Raw genomic sequence first — 18,707 nt, forward strand, 5'->3', positions numbered from 1 at the left:
CCAATTTGACTTAATACTTGCTCAATTTGAAGGAGTAAATCTGACGCTAACAGCGTTAAAAATTTCTCATTTAGAACAACTAAATAGCAAAATTTTTGCCTCGTTATCGACAAGATTTTCTCGCCTCAAAATAGACCACTTAATTAAGCAAATTGGTATAAAAAGTGGGCGATAGATTCGTGTCATTGTTTGTTCCAAATACCGAAACTTTACATTTATTTGAAATACCCCTTTCGGGAATAAGATATTCCATATAACTTTATTTTTTGTAACCTTATATGTGGTCAATAATTAGCTCGTTCAATGCAGCCATAGTGACAGAAGTAAACAAGCTTGGGTGATCTGAGCCTGCGCCAAGCAGTAATTTGCGTGAATATTTCTCATCATTTGGTTGCGTAATTAAGTGTATTACTCCATACTTCACTCTGTTTACATCACATACACTTTTTAACATTTTCAAAGGACTTGATAATGATTTACAAAGCTACCGGTTGGGCCGCTGTGCTCCTTGCTATCGTTGCATTATATCCAAGTATGCAGCCTGGTGCGTATTCTGTTATTGGTTTCTACCTTTGTTTGTTTTCTCTCATTATTGCTGCATTCGCGAGCCACATGGACAGGCCTATTTATTTTCGCGGGGCGATAGGCATATCACTCGTTAACATACTATTGGTTAACGATGGCACGCGAGCCAGCTTATTACTTGGACAAAGCGACTGGGTGTATATCGGTTCTATGTATGGGATTTTTCTCGTCGTGGTCAGCATCTGTGGATTTTTGGTGAGTAGAGACTTACTGATTTCAACTCTTGAAAACCATCGATAACGCTTAACGCCATGCAGCTGTTACATCAGGTTAATTAGACTGGTATTGAATGGTGTTGTGTATGAGTTATGTCCTCTCTGTTTGGGGACGGCTATATATTATACTAGTTAGTCCGAGCTTAAAGGTTAAATCAGTTTCTTCCTTATCTCAGCCAAAGACTCGCTTTCATTCTTATAATTAGAATGAAATTAGTGATTTTTACAAATTTTATATTCTAAAATGGAACGTATACTTTCCTCATCGGCTCTTCAACAACGAGCCCCCAATTTTATAAACTGAGGAAAGTATCATGAACATCATTAATATCATCAATCCAAGTAGTACGTTTTCATCGTTAGCATCTTTGTTTGGCCGCGTTGGGTTGTCAGCGATTTTCATCTTAGCCGCTGTCAATAAGATCCAATTTTACGAAGGCAACGCGGCATATATGGCCTCCAGTGGTTTGCCTAGTGAGTTATTACCTTTGGTTATTGCGTTTGAGTTAATTGGAGGGCTCTTCATTTTGATTGGCGCTTTTACTCAACTAACAGCGCTCGCGTTTGCCGGATTTAGCTTAGTTAGTGCTTTGCTGTTTCACTTTGACCTTGCGGATCAAATCCAGTTTTTAACGTTTTTTAAAAATATAGCGATAGCCGGAGGCTTTTTGGCATTAGCGGCAACTGGCGCTGGTGACTTTAGTGTTGATAAAAAACTAAATAACTCACGCTTGATTAAGATAAAAAGCGAGTCACTAAACTAAAGCTGCCTTTACACTGGCAAAAATAATTGCCGAATGTCGTAAAAGAAGCGCACAGGGTTGGGTCTGTGCGCTTGCGGGATCAATGCTAGGCTTGTTTAAATTTGGTATGTGCAACAAAGCACAGGAGACAGGTTTGTAGGGTGAATATGCTCAGGTGGTAATAAATTGCAAAACCTAAAGCGGCGTCAATAACACCAAGCGCTAACTGCGAAATATGGAAGGTAGGTAGAAGCCAAGCAAACCACTGCATAGGCTCAGGAAAAAGAGTAATTGGCAACCAAAGACCTGACAACAGTGAAAGTGGTAAGTAGACTAAGTTGACGACAGCTGGCGCTGCTTTTGCCGACACACACAAGCCAATTACGAGCCCTAACAGACATAAAGGAAAGGTACCTAATAAGGCGATTAACACAATTATAAGAAACTGTTCCAAGGCTAATGATACACCTGAAAACAAAGCTAACATACTCATTAAACAGGCCACAATTAATGAAAAAACCGAGGCACTTACGCATTTTGCGAAGAGGTATTGGTATGCAGAAACAGGGGATAATTGCTTAAGAACCAACCAGCCATTTTGCTTTTCAATAGCCACGTTCACACCAAATGAAAATAACGCCGGGCTTATCATTCCAAATATCAAATAGTTGATAAACATATAATTGTGAGAGTCGTCATGGCTGAACATGATGCCAAAGAAAAGATAAAACAAGCATGGAAAGACTGATGCAGGGATCACAAATCCCTTACTTCTAAAAATACTCAATAGTTCAACTTTGCTTTCTAGTAAAAAAGATGTTGTATTCATCATGTTAAGCATTTCCATTATTCATTAAAGAAAGGTAAGCCTCTTCTAGGCTCATTGGTGCTACCTGTAAATTGTGAACATCAAATTGTGTTAATAGTTGCTGTAGAATGGGGTTTGGCTCGTTCGTTAGTATGGTGAACTTATTGCCTTCAACACTTAGATTTACCATAGGGAGAGCGTCAAGAAGTGTGACCTCAGGCAAATCGCAGGTAAACTTTATTTGAGCACGAGGGTAGATGTTAGCTAATTCTGGTATATCGGTTAGGTTTGTACACTTACCCTCCCTCAGCACCAATAATTCATCAGCCAGTGTCTCAGCTTCATGAAGATAGTGTGTGGTAAGCAACACCGTTTTATTTTGTTGCTTTAGCGCGAGAATGGCTTGCCAGAGTTGTTGTCGCGATTCAACGTCCATACCAACGCTTGGCTCATCTAAAAAAATAATATCCGGATCGCCCACCATTGCGATGGCCATAAACAATCTTTGTTTCTGCCCTCCAGAGAGCGTATCAAAGGTTTGCTGTAAAAAACCTTCGAGCTGACAGAGTGAGATAATGTCATCCAATGGGGTAGGGTGTTGATGATAGCTTGAAAAAAGCTCGATAAACTCTCGCACTTTGATATGCAGAGGCAGCCCGCCCAACTGCATCATAGCGCCAACACGCTGGCGACAAAATAATGAGTCTGGAGGATGACCAAGTACACGAACCTGTCCCGATGTTGGCTTTATTCTGCCGAGCATGATGTTTATTAAAGTAGTCTTCCCTGCACCATTTTGCCCCAAAATAGCATGCACTTGACCTTGTTGAAGGGTAAGGTTTAGCCCCGCTAAAAGGGGGTTACTGTCTCGGTATCCAAAATTGATATTTGATAAATCGATTGCGCTATTCACGGTCTTGATTCCATTTACTAGGTATATTTGCAGTATGTATAGGTAACGGAGTGAATATCAGTGAGTGTTGTCAGAAAATAAAATGACAATTGTCAGAGGTGGAAAACGCAAGACAGGTGTGATGAACACCACACCTGTTAAAACCTCAGATATTAAAGGCCTGTGACTTTTGATAAATGTGTAGAGAGCGTAAGTTGTATTTTTGTATTGGGCGCTTTGACCGTAAATAACGCTTCTTCAAAATCACCTTTTGAAAAACTGTCATGAATATTATTGGATAAGGCGTAAGGCTCACTGGGCATGCCTGTAAATGGGAAAATCATTCGATCCATGCCACCATCACTGTCTTCGTCATGAATAACATGAATGGCATACTTACCAGCTGGTACCGACTCAAAAGTAACAGTGGTTAAGGGAGAAGTTGGGGCGACAACCAGTTTTCGAAAAAAGTGTGCATCGGGATCATTCACATTCTTGTCACTGTGGTAGTCGGCGCTGTTGTCAAATAACAATACCAGCATTTGTCCTTTCGTGTTACTTACTTCAGTAATTTCAACAGTTAGATTAGTTGGTGGGCCTGCAACAGCGTTTACGCTGACAGGACTGGTAGAACTACACGCCGTAAGTAATGCTAGCGCCATCAAAATAATTAGAGACTTCATCCTTTGCTCCTAGTAGCAGTTAAATTGTAGCCTCTCAAGCTTGTCAGATAATTGTGTTATTACTGTTAAAAATTGTTATTTGTGACTTGCATTATTACTGTTCAGACCAGATTGAAGTGCTGCTGAGTATTTAATCTAATTATAGGCTAAGTTTATTCCATTCTATTAAATCGAACGTACTAACCAAATTTGACTAATTTTAATCTTTTTCAGCTTTGTTATGCTAATTCTCAACAAAGATATTGAGGCATTATTATGAAGATACGTCGAATACAAAAAGCACAAGCAACAAGTGACGGAGCTGGTGTAAAGATTAACCGAGTGGCAGGTTTCGATGGAAAAAGTTTAGATCCATTTCTAATGATTGATGAATTAAGGTCGGAAGATCCGAAGGATTTTATGGCTGGTTTTCCACCTCACCCACATCGCGGTATAGAAACATTAACGTATATCAGAAAAGGTGGATTTGAGCACCAAGACCAAATGGGCAATCGTAAGGCAATCCAAGCCGGAGATGTTCAATGGATGAGTACGGGACGGGGCGTAATACATAGTGAAATGCCGTTAAGTGATAAAGAGGGGATGCATGGGTTTCAGCTTTGGTTGAATATGCCAGCTAAAGAAAAGATGCGGGCGCCCAGATACCAAGATTCAACAAAGCAACCTGCAAAACAAGTAGTGCTCGATGAAACAAGTTATTTTACAGCGCTAGCGGGTACATGGCAGGTTGGAGAGGTGCAGCTAAAGACGGCGCTACAAGAGTTAGCTGGTCAAAGTGCACTTGCTGATGTGTGGCTACAAAAAGGAGCGCGTTTACAGGTAGATATTACTCAATTTGCTAAAGTGATGATCTATATCCATACCGGACAATTGGAAAGTTATGGTGAGCAAACGCTTATCGAATTAGACTCAGACTTTTTGCTTGATATGGTGGCGACAAATAACGTCGGTTTCTTGCTCCTTGCTGGACAACCGATTAACGAGAAAATAGCGCATATGGGACCGTTTGTTATGAATACGCAAGAAGAGTTGCAACAGGCGGTGAGAGACTACCAAATGGGTCGCTTTGGCGACATTGTATAGGGGGTTTACATGGGACTATTAATTGATGGTCAATGGCACGACAAATGGTATGACACAAAGCGCAGCAAAGGCAAATTTGAACGGGAATCTGCAAAGCTACGTAATTGGATCACGCCCGATGGTCGTGAGGGAGCAACAGGAAAGGGTGGATTTAAAGCTGAGTCTGGTCGTTATCACTTGTATGTATCGCTAGCCTGTCCTTGGGCACATCGTACGCTTATTTTTAGAAAGCTCAAACAGCTAGAAGCGCATATTGATGTTTCGGTTGTGGATCCTGATATGCTTGACCAAGGTTGGAGTTTCTTAAGCCAACGCCCTGAGGTTGAAGAACGAGTGTACGGGCTTGAATTTATGCACCAGCTGTATACAAAAAATGATAAAAGCTACTCAGGCAGAGTAACCGTTCCCGTACTTTGGGATAAACAAACTGCACAGATCGTCAGTAATGAGTCGAGTGAAATCATCCGGATGTTCAATAATGCGTTCAATCACATCACAGGAGATAGTAGCGACTATTATCCACATGCGCTGAGAAGTGAAATTGATGAAATCAATGACTTTGTTTACCACAATATTAATAATGGTGTATATAAAGCAGGGTTTGCTACAACGCAAGATGCCTATCGCATTGCTGTTCATGATTTGTTTGAGGCATTAGACAAAATTGAAACTAGACTTGCTAACACTCGGTACTTGGTTGCAGGGCAATTAACGGAAGCGGATTGGCGACTATTTACGACCTTGATCCGGTTTGATAGCGTATATCATGGGCACTTCAAATGTAATATTAAGCAGATAGAAGATTATCCAAATCTTAGTGCTTATTTGCGAGACTTATATCAACATGTTGGGATAGCTGAAACCGTCAATTTTGAGCACATAAAACGGCACTATTATTTTAGTCACACTATGATTAATCCGACCCAGGTAGTACCGGAAGGACCCAATATTGACTATCTGAGTGACCATAACCGCCACAGACTTTCACTGTAAAAGAGAGCCAACATTGCCTTTGTATTGATTTAGACTAGAGTTAAATAGGCGATGATTATGTGGTTTTATGGTGTCGTCATCGTCTATTCTGAAGGTTGAGAGGCGGTGTTGGCGTCAACGCATACGATTGTTTATTGTAATGTTAGTCGCAGCTTTGCGTAGTGTTGAATTTGGATAAAAAGCGAGATAAGTTGCGATTTTAAGTTATACCAATTCACTTAGTTAAGCTTTCTATTTTGAGGCGAGAAAACTTTGTCGATAGCCTCGCTACCGCGCTTTGCTATCGCCAAGGTTTTTGCATTTGTGCGGGCACGGTAAAAATTTTGCTATTTAGTGGTTTTAAATAAGAAATTTTCAACGCATTTAGCGCCAAGTTTACAGCTTCAAATTGAGCAAGTATTAAGTCAAATTGGTATAAATCAATGCCTGTCTAGGTAGAGAGCTATAGTGGTGATGCAGGGATTACATGCTGCGGTCACAAAATCAAGGAGAAAGCGTGTCTTCTTCCAATATTGCTAAAAGTGCGATTGTATTATTGTTGGCAGTTCTGCTCGGGGCTATTTTATATTTTGAAAATAACATTCAAGACGACCTCAATGACAGTTTTTACCAGCGCTTGGAGCAAGTGCACTTAGCTCAAAATAATATCTATTTAAGCGAAATTGATGCCAGTAGAAGGTTTTTGTACTTTCTTCTCGATACGCCCCCTATCCAAGGTATTGCCAGAGCTGAAAAAAATAATGGCATCGACCCGCAGGAAAATACACCTCTAAAAGTGTGGCGAGCGCGACTTAGCACAATTTTTAGATCTATGCTTTATTCCTACGACGGTCTGATTCAGATCCGGTTGTTGGATGCACACACTGGACTGGAGCTAGTCAGAGTGGAGCGACAACTCGGAAAAGTTATTACGGTTTTAGATAGCAAGTTGCAAAATAAAAGCCAATATGATTATTTTACGCAGTCATTGCAACTGCCTGAGCGAACTATCTACTCAACGTCAATTAACTTGAACAAAGAGCGCGGTCAAATTGTTGTGCCGTTTCAACCCACCAAGCGTTTTACCTTACCCACCTACGATATTGATAACGATTTGTTCGGCATATTAGTGATCAACACCAATGCAGAAAAAATGATAAATAAAATTGTCTCACAAGCACCCAATACGCAAAAAGTGATAGTGCTAGGAGAGGGCGACTCATTTATTTATCATCCAGACTTTGCTCTGCGTTACAGCAGAGATCTCAATCCGGATATAGATTTTCGTAGCCGCTATCAAGTGCAGCCATGGAACAACAAACTACAGCTAGTGGAAGACAAAGAAACGAATGCACGCTTTTTAGCATTAATCAATGAAGTGGAAGGGGTAAACGTTGGTAGTTTGAATGCGAAATTAGTCAATCTGATCCCATTTTCAATTTACCAGCAAAGTTTGAATGAAAAACGACTCACAACATATAGTTTACTTGCAGTTGCCAGTGGTGTGTTTGCGCTGATTTTCTTTGCTTTTTGGCAATATACCCGAAGTTTACAAGCGCTTGACTCAACGCGTGCAGAGTTCAAAGCTATTTTAGATGGAGCATCAGATGGGGTGCTTGGTTTTGACAAAGCTCTACGGCTCACAAGTTTTAATGAGTCGGCCACATCTTTTTTTAACAAATTGAATAATACCAAGCTCAGGAGTGAACCGCAGTTTCTACCTGACCCTGTATCTGCATTTATTTATGCTAATGCAAGTAAAGTACTTGAAGGCAAAGAAGTCGAGTCTCGCTCGATTAAGCTGACTCAAAGCGGCCAAGATAACAGTTGGTTATCGCTGAATTTATCGCCAATTTATGGTGGTAAACAAGTGATCCAAGGTGTGGCATTGTTTGTTGAAGATATAACCGCACAACAAGAGGCTGAAACACAATTGCTATTGGCGAATGAGCGTCTTGAAAATGAAGTCGCAGAGCGTACCAAGGAGCTAGTAGATGCGCGTGATAAAGCTGATAAAGCCTCAGAAGTGAAAAGTGCCTTTATCTCAACTATTAGTCATGAGATGAGAACGCCACTCAACGGTATTTTGGGGTCGCTGAATTTGGTTAGAAAGGAGCCTGTAACAAAGCATCAGCAAAAATATTTAGAAATGATGGAAACTAGCTCAACCACACTGTTGTCACTGATCAATGATGTGCTTGATTTATCAAAGATAGAAGCTGGAAAGTTAGAGATTGATAATGAACCTTTTAATCCGCTTTCTGTGATTGAGCATGTAGCCTTGTCTATGTCTACCAAAGCTAAAGAGCAAGAGATAATTTACATAGTCGACCAACTAGGTCTCGAATACATCGAATTATGTGGGGATGCTGCGCGAGTCAAACAAGTTGTATATAACTTGCTTAGTAACGCAATCAAATTTACCAAAGAAGGCTATGTTAAATTAAGTGCCACCACAAAACTGACAGACGATACGGTATGGCTTAAAGTTGCAGTGGAAGATACAGGTGTAGGTATAGACAAAGCAAATCACAATAAACTGTTCCAGTCTTTCAGCCAAGAGTCAACCAACACCGCAAATGAGTTCGGAGGTACAGGCCTAGGTCTTTCTATTTGTAAACAATTAATTGAAAAGATGCTGGGGCATATTCGTTTTGAAAGTGAAAAGCATAAAGGTAGTGCATTTTGGTTCGAGCTACCGTTTGCTAAATCACAAGCTAAGGCTATCAACCTCCCCAGTTTTCTTGCTGGAAAAACCGTGTCTGTTTTTTGCGATACGACTGTTGAGTTGGACTACATGATTAAACTCATCACGAAGTTTGGCGGGCAACATGTTGATCATGCTCGCCCAAGCGATATTTGTATCGCAACCAGTAAACAAGCGTTTTCTCAGGTAGAGCAAGTAGCAAGTGAGTTCAAAAAGGTGATTTTGGTTGGCGATGAACTGCAACATATCAATGATTCTGACAATATTGTGCATATCTCCGCACCTGTGAGGCTGGGCGAGTTTGTCTCTGTGTTTGACCTCAATAAAGCTGTGACCCTTCAGCCGAGCTTAAAGAAATCAGGAGAGGCAGTAACGCTTACAGGCAACTTGGTAGCAGGGTGCGAGTTTCTTGTGGTTGATGATAACCAAATTAATCGCATTGTTGCTAAAGGTATTTTGGAAGGACAAGGTGCTAAAGTGCAATTTGCAGTAGATGGTCAGGATGCTATCAATAAACTATTATTATTTGAGGATCAAGGGGTTAATTTTGATGCCATCTTTATGGATTGCAATATGCCTGGAATGGATGGCTACCAAGCGACAAGAGCTATTCGTCAAGGGCAAGGTGGTGAGTGTTTTTGCAATACAACAATCATTGCTATGACAGCAAGTGCTTTGGCGGGAGAAAAAGAGCGCTGTCTCAGTGCAGGTATGGACGAATTTGTGACCAAACCAGTTGTAATTGAGCAGCTATTTTCAGTGCTAGAGAGCCTCAACATCTATGCTAAAGAGGATGATTCGGTGCTTATCCAACCATTTGAATTTGGCAACAAAGACGATGAAGAGGTACGGCAACAACTCCCCATTTCAGAGAGTGAGATACTTGAGCGGTTATCAGGAAACTACGAGCTGTTACAACAGCTTTATGCGCTGTTTTTACAGGACTCTGAAAGTAAAATGCAGCAACTAATACTAAGCATTAAAAATAGTAACTGTGACGCAACTGTAAAATACAGTCATTACCTGAAAGGGCAAGCTGGAGATTTGGCTGCTCAAAAGCTGTTTGATGTGCTCGATAATATTGAAACATACGCCCGAAACCATCAGGCTGGTCAATGTAAGTCCCACCTCGCAGCTGCGCAAATAGAGTATGAGAATGCACTTAAGTTTGTAAAAAATCGAGTTGCAGATCTAGAGCAACAACACGCCAAAAGTTAGTAAAGTGTTTGGTTGTATGGGTACAGTTCCCCTTGCGCCATCAAGAAACGTGGATGGCGCTATCACGAGGTTTATCGCTCACAAGGGGTTAATTAACAAAATTTATTGTGTAGAAATCTTCCGTAAATTCTGGCGTCATTGCACCAAAGCGATACAATGGGTTTGATATAAAGTTAGGCTGAACTATTCGTTAGGATATTTTGGCCAGTCGTAGTCCATTTGCATCGCGGTTTTTCGAGCGATAGCCTGCCCAAAGCGCTTTTTCACAAGCTCCAGGCTCATATCGATACCAGCAGAGATACCCGCTGAGCTAGTAAAATTTTGATCCATCACAAATCGTGTGTCTTCAATGACTTCTAGGCTAGGATATTGCTCACGTAAATCATCGAGATCTTGCCAATGTGTTGTGACACGTTTGCCATCTATAATACCGGCCTCTGCGTACAAAAATATGCCAGTACAAACTGATGCACACTGTGAAGTATGATTTGCGGTTTCTGCAAGCCAATTGAGCACATTGTGGTTTCCACAAATTTTGTGATGAAGTCCTCCAACGACAATAAGTAAATCGAATTTAGGATGTGAATGTATGCTGTAATGGGGGTTTACACTCATTCCACCCCTTGTTGTGACGGGGATATGAGTAGGTGCAACTAGGCTGACGTTAATGGGGGTATCTATAAAGCGTTTTGCAGTATTGAATACTTCAAATGGACCACAAAAGTCTAAACATTCTGCGCCATCGTATATGAAAATGCCTACTTCCATTATCTATTCTCACAGATCAGTTTTTTACTAACTTGGCTGATTTCAGCTAATTTTTCAAGGTAAATTGTAACAATCCATGAAAAAAGCTTTTGGTTTTGCGCTAAGCGTTGGGCTATTTATACAGCGTAACTGTTGAGATTAACCCATTTTGCAGCCGATGAGTGCACTTCTTGCTGCTCTATCGCGTAGAATCAGGTTTTACCCGCAAAGAAATTGCACTTTTGAAGGCAATCCGTAATATTTCCCTTCAAGATAACAACAAGCGATGAAATATTATGTTCAAACCTTCTATCACATTATTAAGCGCTGCAGTGTGTGTAGCCCTTGCTGGTTGCGCAGGTACTACTAACAAAACGGCTGAGCCGGTCAAATTAGTTCAAGACAAACAGTATGATAATGTGCTGTTACAGGAATTTTCAGGCCCTTATCAAGGCGTTCCTCAGTTCGATAAAATGAAACTGAGTGATTTAGAAGCCGCTCTTGAAATCGGTATGGCAGATAATCTGAAAGAAATTGAAGCGATTGCGAACAACCCAGCAGAGCCTAATTTCGATAATACAATTGTGGCATTAGAGCGCACTGGTGCAGCTTTAGATCGTGTTTTTACCTACTACGGTCTGTGGAGTTCAAATATTTCAAGTCCTGAGTTTAGAGAAATTCAGTCGCGAGTAGTACCAAAGTTTTCTGAATTTAGCTCTAAGATCACACAAAATCAAAAGCTGTTTGAACGAGTGAAAACGGTGTATGAAAGCGCAGAGTATAAAAAGCTAACTGCGGAAGAGCAGCGTATTACTTGGATGCGCTACAATAGCTTTGCACGTAATGGTGCAACCCTCACAGGTGATGACGCTAAGCGTTATGCAGACATTAATCTTGAATTGTCAAAACTACACACAAAATTTGCGAATAATGTACTTGCTGACGAAGAAAACTATGTTGTTTACCTCAGTGAAGCACAGCTGTCAGGTTTGCCTGAGTCATTTGTGGCGTCTGCAGCGGCTGCAGCGAAAGCGCGAGGTAAGTCAGGGATGTACGCGATTACAAACTCTCGTTCTTCGATGGATCCATTTTTAACTTACTCAACAGAACGTGAGCTACGTGAAAAAGTTTGGAATAACTACTATAACCGTGGCAACAATGGCGGTGAGTTTGACAATAAAGCTATTATTTCTGAAATCTTAAAGCTCAGACACGAACGTGTTAATTTACTGGGCTACGAGAATTATGCTCAGTGGCGTCTTGAAGACCGTATGGCCAAAAAGCCAGAAAATGCCATGGCACTGATGAAGAAAGTGTGGCCAGCAGCCATTGCTCGTGTAGAAGAAGAAGTTGCGGATATGCAGGCTATCGCTGATAAAGAAGGAGCCAAGATCACTATTAAGCCATGGGATTATCGTTTTTACGCTGAAAAAGTACGCCAAGCTAAATATCAGTTAGATTCAAATGAAGTGAAGGCCTACTTACAATTGGATAACCTGCGCGAGGCGATGTTCTATGTTGCGGGTCGTCTGTTTAACTTTGAGTTTACTGAAATCACCGATGGGTCGGTACCCGTTTTCCACCCAGATGTTCGGGTGTGGGAAGTGACCGACAAAACATCAGGTGAAAATATCGGCCTGTGGTACCTAGATCCATTTGCACGTAAAGGTAAGCGCTCTGGAGCGTGGGCTTTATCGTATCGCAGTCATACCACGTTTGATGGTAAAACCAATGTGTTGAGCTCAAATAACTCTAACTTTGTAAAAGCACCAGAAGGAGAAGTTACACTTATTTCTTGGTCTGATGCTGAAACTTACTTCCATGAGTTTGGCCATGCACTTCATGCACTATCATCGAATGTGAAATACCCAAGCTCTAACTCTGGTGTGCGTGACTATACAGAGTTCCAGTCACAGCTATTGGAGCGCTGGCTTGCAACTGATGAAGTAATTAACCGTTACTTAGTACATTACAAAACAGGCAAGCCTATGCCTAAGGCACTTATCGAGAAAATTAAAAAGTCAGCGACCTTTAATCAAGGTTTTGCAACGACTGAGTACTTAGGTTCAGCGATTATGGATATGTTGTTCCACACAACGGATCCAGACAAAATTGGCGACCCAGTTGCATTTGAAAAGTCACAGTTAGATGCGCTTGGCATGCCGAGTGAAGTGGTTATGCGTCATCGCACGACACATTTTGGTCACGTATTCTCTGGTGAAGGGTACTCTGCAGGCTACTACGGTTACCTATGGGCTGAAGTATTAACATCTGACGCTGCAGAAGCTTTTGCTGACTCTCCTGGCGGTTTCTACGATAAAGACGTTGCACAGCGTCTGGTGGATTATCTGTTCTCGGTACGTAACGCAATGGATCCAGCCGAGGCGTATAGAAAGTTCAGAGGTCGTGATGCCAAAGTTGAAGCATTAATGCGTGATAGAGGCTTTCCAGTAGAAAAGTAATACTGAATATGCACACAAAAAGCCCCCTAGTGACCAACTAAGGGGCTTTTTCATTTAGTATTTTGAGTTAGATTGATCACTGAACAAAGACTTTAGCCCGTCTGCAAACTGTTTTAACTGCATTTTCATTGAGCGTTTTACACTGACCTCAAGACTTCCCAAAATGGTTCTACCTTTAATATATATGCGAGGGCGTTGTTTTACTTGGGTATTTGTCGCTAAGGTATTTCGTGTATTTTCGACCGAACCCATAATATTGTTTATATCAGTTATCACATCCACTGAATCAGGAATATAGATTTCGCCACTGCCTAGAATGCAGTCCATGTAAATATGCACTTCAGGGTGGCTAAAAATAGCGCAAGTAAAATCCAACTCAATACTACCGAGATAATTTTTTAAATGAATTTCCTTGGGAACAACCCATTCACCGCTGCGGTGGCTTGACCCTAACATTGAAGTCATGTGCATTTTTTCGACATCCTCAGTCGATGAGGTAAATTTTGGCCCCAACCGAGCTGCTTTTTCACTGTGATATCTGGGGTCTGACTTGAGTGGTAAGTCGGCACTCAATGCGGCAATTTTTTGGTGTTCTTGTAAATTGTAGGCTTGATCTAATCTTCTCTCGAACGCCTCAGCTGATAGTTCACCATGGCTATAGTTGAGTATTAGCTGATCGATGATTTCCTCTCTAACTGACTCGAGAGGCCTATCTTGTAGTGGTACAGACATAACATGAGGTTCCATTTCGTTGATGTGCTAGGTATTAAGCAATTATTAAGCCACTGAAAGCTTTTAATAAAATCAAATGGTTAAAATAACAACAAAGCGTGACTTTATGATAAACACTAAAACTTAACGAATGAGCCTACTATTTGGTCAAAATAATCTACTTGATTAAGCAAATGAATTTCACTCCTCGCTGGTTGGACTTTTCAATGAGGTTGAAATCACTGTGGCATTTGCTAAGGTGTAATACCAATTTGACTTAATACTTGCTAAATTTGAAGGAGTAAATCTGACGCTAACAGCGTTAAAAATTTCTCATTTAGAACAACTAAATAGCAAAATTTTTGCCTTGCCTACAGGACGTAGGTACCAAAGCGTGAGCAGGACGCGGAAGCGGTGTTATCGACAAGATTTTCTCGCCTCAAAATAGACCACTTAATTAAGCAAATTGGTATAATCTCAGCTAGTTGGCTTAACTGAGCTAGGAATTAGTTGATATTAAGTGGACAAAAATCAATTAATCAAGGAGTTTTTTCATGGCGAAAAAAGACGAAATAAAGCAACTTAAAAAGGAAATAAAAGCCCGTAAAGCAAAGATTGAAAAGCATGAAGCTAAAATCAAAAAGCTGAAAAAGGCGATTAAAAAGGCATAGCCGCAGCACCATCAGTGTGCCTTGATTTTTGTAATTCAATCAAGTCACACTGATGCCGAATGCGGGCGCAGACCATTACCTCAAGCTACTTACCTTGTGATGTCGCTTCATAGCAATAAACTAAAACAACTGCCTTTTTCGATTTCAGAGCAGACACTAATTCGGCCTTTATGACGATGAAGAATTTGTTGACTAAGTGCAAGCCCTATTCCTGAGCCATTGGGTTTGGTAGTAAAAAACGGCACGAAAATTTTATCAATGGCACTTTGCTCTATTCCTACACCATTGTCTGTGACCTTTATCTCACATTTGCCGTAGCGATTAATAGTAGCGGTTACTTGGACTACTTTTTCTTGCTTGTTAGATGTTGCGTTAAGCGCCTCTTTGGCGTTGCTGAGGAGATTCAATAGCACTTGCTCTATCATTTTTCTATCGATCTTGATGGTCAGTGACGCAGGGGAAACATCAAAGGACAAAGAGATTTTGGCTTCGTTAAATTCGTTTTGGACAAGGGGAGCAATATCATCAAACAGTGCTTTGACTGTAACTGGTCTCAGCTCAAGCTCTGGAATATGGGTGAGCTTTCTATAATTATCGATAAACCCGAGCAAAGATTGGCTGCGTATCCCTATGGCTTGTAAGCTCTGAAGATAGTCTTCAACAAGCTCTTTGTCTGCTACTGTACCTGCGAGGTGATTGTTAGTCATGTTCACAAGTGTATTAGAGAGCGAATAGATGGGCGCAACTGAATTACCAATTTCGTGAATAAGTACTCGGATCAACTTTTGCCAAGATTCAATTTGCGTACTCTCAAGCTGCTCTGAGATAGCGGTAAACAGCCAAAGCTCGTATTGGTTATTATGATTAGAAAAAGTGAAGTATTTAAATAGTAGATCGGCAGTAATATGACTACCTACTTTGGCCTGTTCAAGCTCTGGGTGAACTTTTAACAATGAAGTTCCTGTTTCGGCACCGCGAATATCGAGTAACTGCTTTGCGCTGTTATTACAGAGTATAATAGTATGGCCATTTTTTATGAGGATCAGACCTGCCTCAATATGTTGTAACATGGTTTCATAAGTGGTCACTAACTCATCTTGTTTGACTTTATCTTCTCGCACCTTTTGCATCATTTCGTGACAAACAGTGAGCGCTTGCTCACTAATAGGGTGTGCATGATTAATCCGAAAGCTACTATCTTGGTATTTGAGTGCAGTAAATACCTCTTCGAATTGTTGTTTTTGGCTTTTTAATGTGGAAATAGATAAAGCAGAGAACCCCGCGGCAATAGCGACAGCCAGTATGCTAAACAGGTGAGCGTAGCTATGAAGTAGGCCTAAAACCCCAAGCGTGGCGAATAAAATAGCTCCAAGTTGAAAAGCTATCATTCGAGTAAGAGGCTTATTCCACATCGTACTTCTCCATTTTGCGATAAAGCGATGCGCGTGTTATGCCAAGCGCTTTAGCAGCGTGACTGATGTTGCCTTTGAAGTCTTTAATCGCGCGTTCAATGGTTTTTTGCTCAATTTCTGCCAGGTTGTAAGAGTCTGTCACTGGATTGTCAGGTGCATGTGTTTTTGATGTAGTGAGTTGGAACTCGAGCTGTGCCGAGTCAGACAAAATAACAGCACGCTCCACTAAATGCTGCAACTCACGGATATTACCTGGCCACTGGTACTGTACTAGCTCTGCCATCACTTTATCGCTGATCGCTTTGCGCGCTAACTTGTACTTTTTACTATATAAATCGGCGTAAAACTCGATAAGTAACGGAATGTCTTGAGGCCTATCTCTGAGCGCTGGGAGCGTCAACTCAACCGTATTGATGCGATATAATAAATCTTGACGAAAATTACCTTCACGAACCATATCATATAGGTTCATGTTGGTTGCTGTGATCAGCCGTAAGTCGACTTCAACTTGCTTGCTGCCACCTACAGGCGTGACTATTCTATTTTGGATAGCGGTAAGTAGTTTCCCTTGTAATGCTAAGGGAATATTTGCGATTTCATCTAAAAACAAAGTTCCGGAGTCTGCCAATTCAAAGCGGCCTGGCTTATTGCTCTTGGCATCAGTAAATGCACCTTTGACATGACCGAACAGTTCACTCTCAAATAACGAGCTGGCAATCGTCCCCATGTCCACAGACATAAAGGTGTGCTCTTGTCGCAATGATTGTTTGTGTAGCTCCCTCGCGACGACTTCTTTTCCTGTGCCACTTTCACCTAAAATAAGCACATTGGCATCAGTTTTTGCCGCTTTTTCTATGGTTTGAAAGACTTGCTCCATGGCGGGACTTGACGCAATTAAGTGTTCAAACGGTTTATGTTGTGCAGCCATTGAAATTTGTGCGAGCTGCGTCAGTTTTTTGGACTTTTGTCTTTGTTCGCTCAGTTCAATGCAGTTTGCGACTGTGGCCAGAAGTTTCTCATTTTGCCAAGGCTTAAGTACAAAATCATTGGCGCCAAGTTTAATGGCATCAACCGCCATGTTTAGGTCACCGTAGGCGGTAAAGAGCACAACGACAGCATCTTCATCGATTGCTTTTATTTGCTTTAGCCAATAAAAACCTTCAGCACCCGAGGTAGACTCTCGAGTGAAGTTCATGTCTAACAGTACCAGCGCAAAGTCTTGTTCAGACATCGCTTTTTTAATGTCATGGGGATTATCTAACGTTACCACTTTTTTATAATATTGTTTGAGCAACATTCTCGTGGCGACAAGTATTTCGGTGTTATCGTCTACAACTAAAATCGCTTTGTTATTGACCGCCATAGGATCTCCTTACCTCGTAAAACTGTACGATATCGTACACTAGGTGTTTAATTTTTTTACACTCTTTTGTTCCTTTATTTTATTGTTTAAACTTATCTTTATGATTTTTATGTTGTTTTTTATTTGGCATGTAACTTGAGTTATTAAATCTAACTAAATTCAAGTGAGTGACAAAATGGATAGAAAAATAACACCTAACAAAAAATTCCGACTTTGGTGGTTGGCTCTGCCTATGGTTGTAGTCGCATACTTTGCATTCGGTAGTGCTGCGACGAGTAGCGGGAATCGATTTAATGTTGATATCAATCGGATCAAAATAAGCACTGTCACAGAAGGGGAGTTTCATGATCTGATCCCTCTAAGAGGTAATATTACCCCAAGTAAGTCAGTGTACTTAGACGCCATAGAAGGAGGGCGAGTAGAGGCGCGCTTTGTAGAAGAGGGAGCCATGGTAAAAAAAGGCGACAAGCTACTCGCGCTTAGCAACACCAGCTTGCAGCTTGATGTTATTTCTCGCGAGGCGCAAATTTCAGAGCAGCTGAATAATTTGCACAATACACGCTTAGCAATAGATCAAAATCGCTTAAATTTAAAACGGGATCTATTGGAGTTGGACTTTCAAGTTAGTCAAAGTGAACGAAAGCTTGCTCAGTTTAAGCGCCTAGGTAATGGTAACTTGGTTTCAAAAGATGAACTGCAAGCCGCCGAAGACGAAACTGTGTATTTGAAAAATCGCCGCAAACTAATTATTGAGCAGCAACAACAAGATGAAAAGATCCGTACCGCACAAATTGCGCAGCTAGAAGACAGTGTTAAGCAATTAAATAAAAACTTAGCGTTTGCACGTAAGAACTTAGAGAATTTGATAATCAAAGCGCCTATTGATGGACAGTTGACTGCACTCAGTGCAGAGTTGGGGGCATCTAAAGCAAGGGGAGCGCGGTTAGGTCAAGTTGATATCGTTTCTCAATATAAAGTGTCGGCACAAATCGATGAATTTTACCTTGGCCGTGTGTATGAAGGACAAGCTGCAAGATTGTCTTTGCAAGGTCAACAATATGAGTTAACCCTAGAAAAAGTGTATGCCGAGGTGTCAAATGGGCGATTTGAGGTAGAGTTAACCTTTAATGATGCCTTACCGAGTGGGATCCGCAGAGGGCAAAGCTTACAGTTGGATTTATTACTGGCAGATGCTAAGTCGGCAATATTGTTGCCAAATGGCGGATTTTATCAAGATACCGGTGGTCAATGGGTGTTTGTGTTAGAGCAAGGCAGTCAAGTGGCGGTGAAAAAGCCGGTGACGTTTGGTCTGCGTAATAACAAATTTATTGAAGTACTAGATGGACTGGCAGTGGGTGACCGAGTGATCACCTCAAGTTACGGTAGCTTCAAGGATATGCAGTCAGTAAGCCTGATGCACTAAGTGTAAGCCAAA

Annotated in this window: 14 protein-coding genes; 7 read left to right on the top strand and 7 right to left on the bottom strand. The window is 41.1% G+C overall.

What is annotated here, in order from left to right:
* Positions 1 to 471: 471 nt before the first annotated feature.
* Both EAG18_RS11445 and EAG18_RS11450 read left to right on the top strand, forming a co-directional pair.
* Positions 472 to 825 (top strand): hypothetical protein, encoded by a 354-nt coding sequence (locus EAG18_RS11445; protein ID WP_125252518.1) that lies wholly within the window; start codon positions 472 to 474, stop codon positions 823 to 825.
* A gap of 289 nt (positions 826 to 1,114) precedes the next feature.
* Positions 1,115 to 1,564 (top strand): DoxX family protein, encoded by a 450-nt coding sequence (locus tag EAG18_RS11450; protein WP_125252519.1) that lies wholly within the window; start codon positions 1,115 to 1,117, stop codon positions 1,562 to 1,564.
* Positions 1,565 to 1,649: 85 nt separating this feature from the next.
* Here EAG18_RS11450 and EAG18_RS11455 read toward each other — a convergent pair whose 3' ends face one another.
* The 3 genes from EAG18_RS11455 to EAG18_RS11465 form a co-directional block, all read right to left on the bottom strand.
* A complete protein-coding gene (locus EAG18_RS11455; protein WP_125252520.1) occupies positions 1,650 to 2,375 on the bottom strand; it encodes an ABC transporter permease in 726 nt (241 codons plus the stop codon).
* 1 nt (position 2,376) lies between these two features.
* Positions 2,377 to 3,264, bottom strand: a complete 888-nt coding sequence (locus EAG18_RS11460) for an ABC transporter ATP-binding protein (protein WP_125252521.1) — start codon at positions 3,262 to 3,264, stop codon at positions 2,377 to 2,379.
* Between the two features lie 152 nt (positions 3,265 to 3,416).
* Complete coding sequence (locus EAG18_RS11465; protein WP_125252522.1) at positions 3,417 to 3,926, bottom strand: DUF2141 domain-containing protein; 510 nt, start codon at positions 3,924 to 3,926, stop codon at positions 3,417 to 3,419.
* A 255-nt stretch (positions 3,927 to 4,181) separates the two neighbouring features.
* On the opposite strand from EAG18_RS11465, the gene EAG18_RS11470 reads away from it, so the two are divergent.
* The 3 genes from EAG18_RS11470 to EAG18_RS11480 all read left to right on the top strand — a co-directional run bounded on the left by EAG18_RS11470 (position 4,182) and on the right by EAG18_RS11480 (position 9,906).
* Entirely contained in the window at positions 4,182 to 5,009 is an 828-nt protein-coding gene (locus tag EAG18_RS11470; protein WP_125252523.1) for a pirin family protein, read from the top strand.
* 9 nt (positions 5,010 to 5,018) lie between these two features.
* Positions 5,019 to 6,002, top strand: a complete 984-nt coding sequence (locus tag EAG18_RS11475; RefSeq protein ID WP_125252524.1) for a glutathione S-transferase family protein — start codon at positions 5,019 to 5,021, stop codon at positions 6,000 to 6,002.
* Positions 6,003 to 6,498: 496 nt separating this feature from the next.
* Complete coding sequence (locus tag EAG18_RS11480) at positions 6,499 to 9,906, top strand: ATP-binding protein (RefSeq protein ID WP_125252525.1); 3,408 nt, start codon at positions 6,499 to 6,501, stop codon at positions 9,904 to 9,906.
* A gap of 183 nt (positions 9,907 to 10,089) precedes the next feature.
* Here EAG18_RS11480 and EAG18_RS11485 read toward each other — a convergent pair whose 3' ends face one another.
* Positions 10,090 to 10,674, bottom strand: coding sequence for a DJ-1/PfpI family protein (locus EAG18_RS11485; RefSeq protein WP_125252526.1), 585 nt, complete (start codon positions 10,672 to 10,674; stop codon positions 10,090 to 10,092).
* Positions 10,675 to 10,949: 275 nt separating this feature from the next.
* On the opposite strand from EAG18_RS11485, the gene EAG18_RS11490 reads away from it, so the two are divergent.
* On the top strand, positions 10,950 to 13,115 hold the full coding sequence (locus EAG18_RS11490) for a M3 family metallopeptidase (RefSeq protein WP_125252527.1): 2,166 nt from the start codon (positions 10,950 to 10,952) through the stop codon (positions 13,113 to 13,115).
* A gap of 54 nt (positions 13,116 to 13,169) precedes the next feature.
* On the opposite strand, the gene EAG18_RS11495 is transcribed toward EAG18_RS11490, so the two are convergent.
* The 3 genes from EAG18_RS11495 to EAG18_RS11505 all read right to left on the bottom strand — a co-directional run bounded on the left by EAG18_RS11495 (position 13,170) and on the right by EAG18_RS11505 (position 17,272).
* Positions 13,170 to 13,847, bottom strand: a complete 678-nt coding sequence (locus EAG18_RS11495; protein ID WP_125252528.1) for a LiaF domain-containing protein — start codon at positions 13,845 to 13,847, stop codon at positions 13,170 to 13,172.
* Between the two features lie 757 nt (positions 13,848 to 14,604).
* A complete protein-coding gene (locus EAG18_RS11500) occupies positions 14,605 to 15,909 on the bottom strand; it encodes an ATP-binding protein (RefSeq protein WP_125252529.1) in 1,305 nt (434 codons plus the stop codon).
* Complete coding sequence (locus tag EAG18_RS11505; RefSeq protein ID WP_125252530.1) at positions 15,899 to 17,272, bottom strand: sigma-54 dependent transcriptional regulator; 1,374 nt, start codon at positions 17,270 to 17,272, stop codon at positions 15,899 to 15,901. The genes EAG18_RS11500 and EAG18_RS11505 overlap by 11 nt, the downstream gene beginning before the upstream one ends.
* Positions 17,273 to 17,447: 175 nt before the next feature.
* Here EAG18_RS11505 and EAG18_RS11510 point away from each other — a divergent pair, with 175 nt between their 5' ends.
* Positions 17,448 to 18,695, top strand: a complete 1,248-nt coding sequence (locus tag EAG18_RS11510; RefSeq protein ID WP_125252531.1) for an efflux RND transporter periplasmic adaptor subunit — start codon at positions 17,448 to 17,450, stop codon at positions 18,693 to 18,695.
* Positions 18,696 to 18,707 lie beyond the last annotated feature (12 nt).

The organism is Pseudoalteromonas sp. J010 (assembly GCF_003934235.1).
Classification (GTDB): Bacteria; Pseudomonadota; Gammaproteobacteria; order Enterobacterales; family Alteromonadaceae; genus Pseudoalteromonas; species Pseudoalteromonas peptidolytica.

Excerpts from the sequence above, each read along its gene's own strand:
- EAG18_RS11455 (WP_125252520.1), bottom strand. The coding sequence starts at position 2,375 with ATGATGAATACAACATCTTTTTTACTAGAAAGCAAAGTTGAACTATTG.
- EAG18_RS11500 (WP_125252529.1), bottom strand. The coding sequence starts at position 15,909 with ATGTGGAATAAGCCTCTTACTCGAATGATAGCTTTTCAACTTGGAGCT.
- EAG18_RS11465 (WP_125252522.1), bottom strand. The coding sequence starts at position 3,926 with ATGAAGTCTCTAATTATTTTGATGGCGCTAGCATTACTTACGGCGTGT.
- EAG18_RS11470 (WP_125252523.1), top strand. The coding sequence starts at position 4,182 with ATGAAGATACGTCGAATACAAAAAGCACAAGCAACAAGTGACGGAGCT.
- EAG18_RS11510 (WP_125252531.1), top strand. The coding sequence starts at position 17,448 with ATGGATAGAAAAATAACACCTAACAAAAAATTCCGACTTTGGTGGTTG.
- EAG18_RS11505 (WP_125252530.1), bottom strand. The coding sequence starts at position 17,272 with ATGGCGGTCAATAACAAAGCGATTTTAGTTGTAGACGATAACACCGAA.
- EAG18_RS11445 (WP_125252518.1), top strand. The coding sequence starts at position 472 with ATGATTTACAAAGCTACCGGTTGGGCCGCTGTGCTCCTTGCTATCGTT.
- EAG18_RS11495 (WP_125252528.1), bottom strand. The coding sequence starts at position 13,847 with ATGTCTGTACCACTACAAGATAGGCCTCTCGAGTCAGTTAGAGAGGAA.
- EAG18_RS11490 (WP_125252527.1), top strand. The coding sequence starts at position 10,950 with ATGTTCAAACCTTCTATCACATTATTAAGCGCTGCAGTGTGTGTAGCC.
- EAG18_RS11475 (WP_125252524.1), top strand. The coding sequence starts at position 5,019 with ATGGGACTATTAATTGATGGTCAATGGCACGACAAATGGTATGACACA.
- EAG18_RS11450 (WP_125252519.1), top strand. The coding sequence starts at position 1,115 with ATGAACATCATTAATATCATCAATCCAAGTAGTACGTTTTCATCGTTA.
- EAG18_RS11485 (WP_125252526.1), bottom strand. The coding sequence starts at position 10,674 with ATGGAAGTAGGCATTTTCATATACGATGGCGCAGAATGTTTAGACTTT.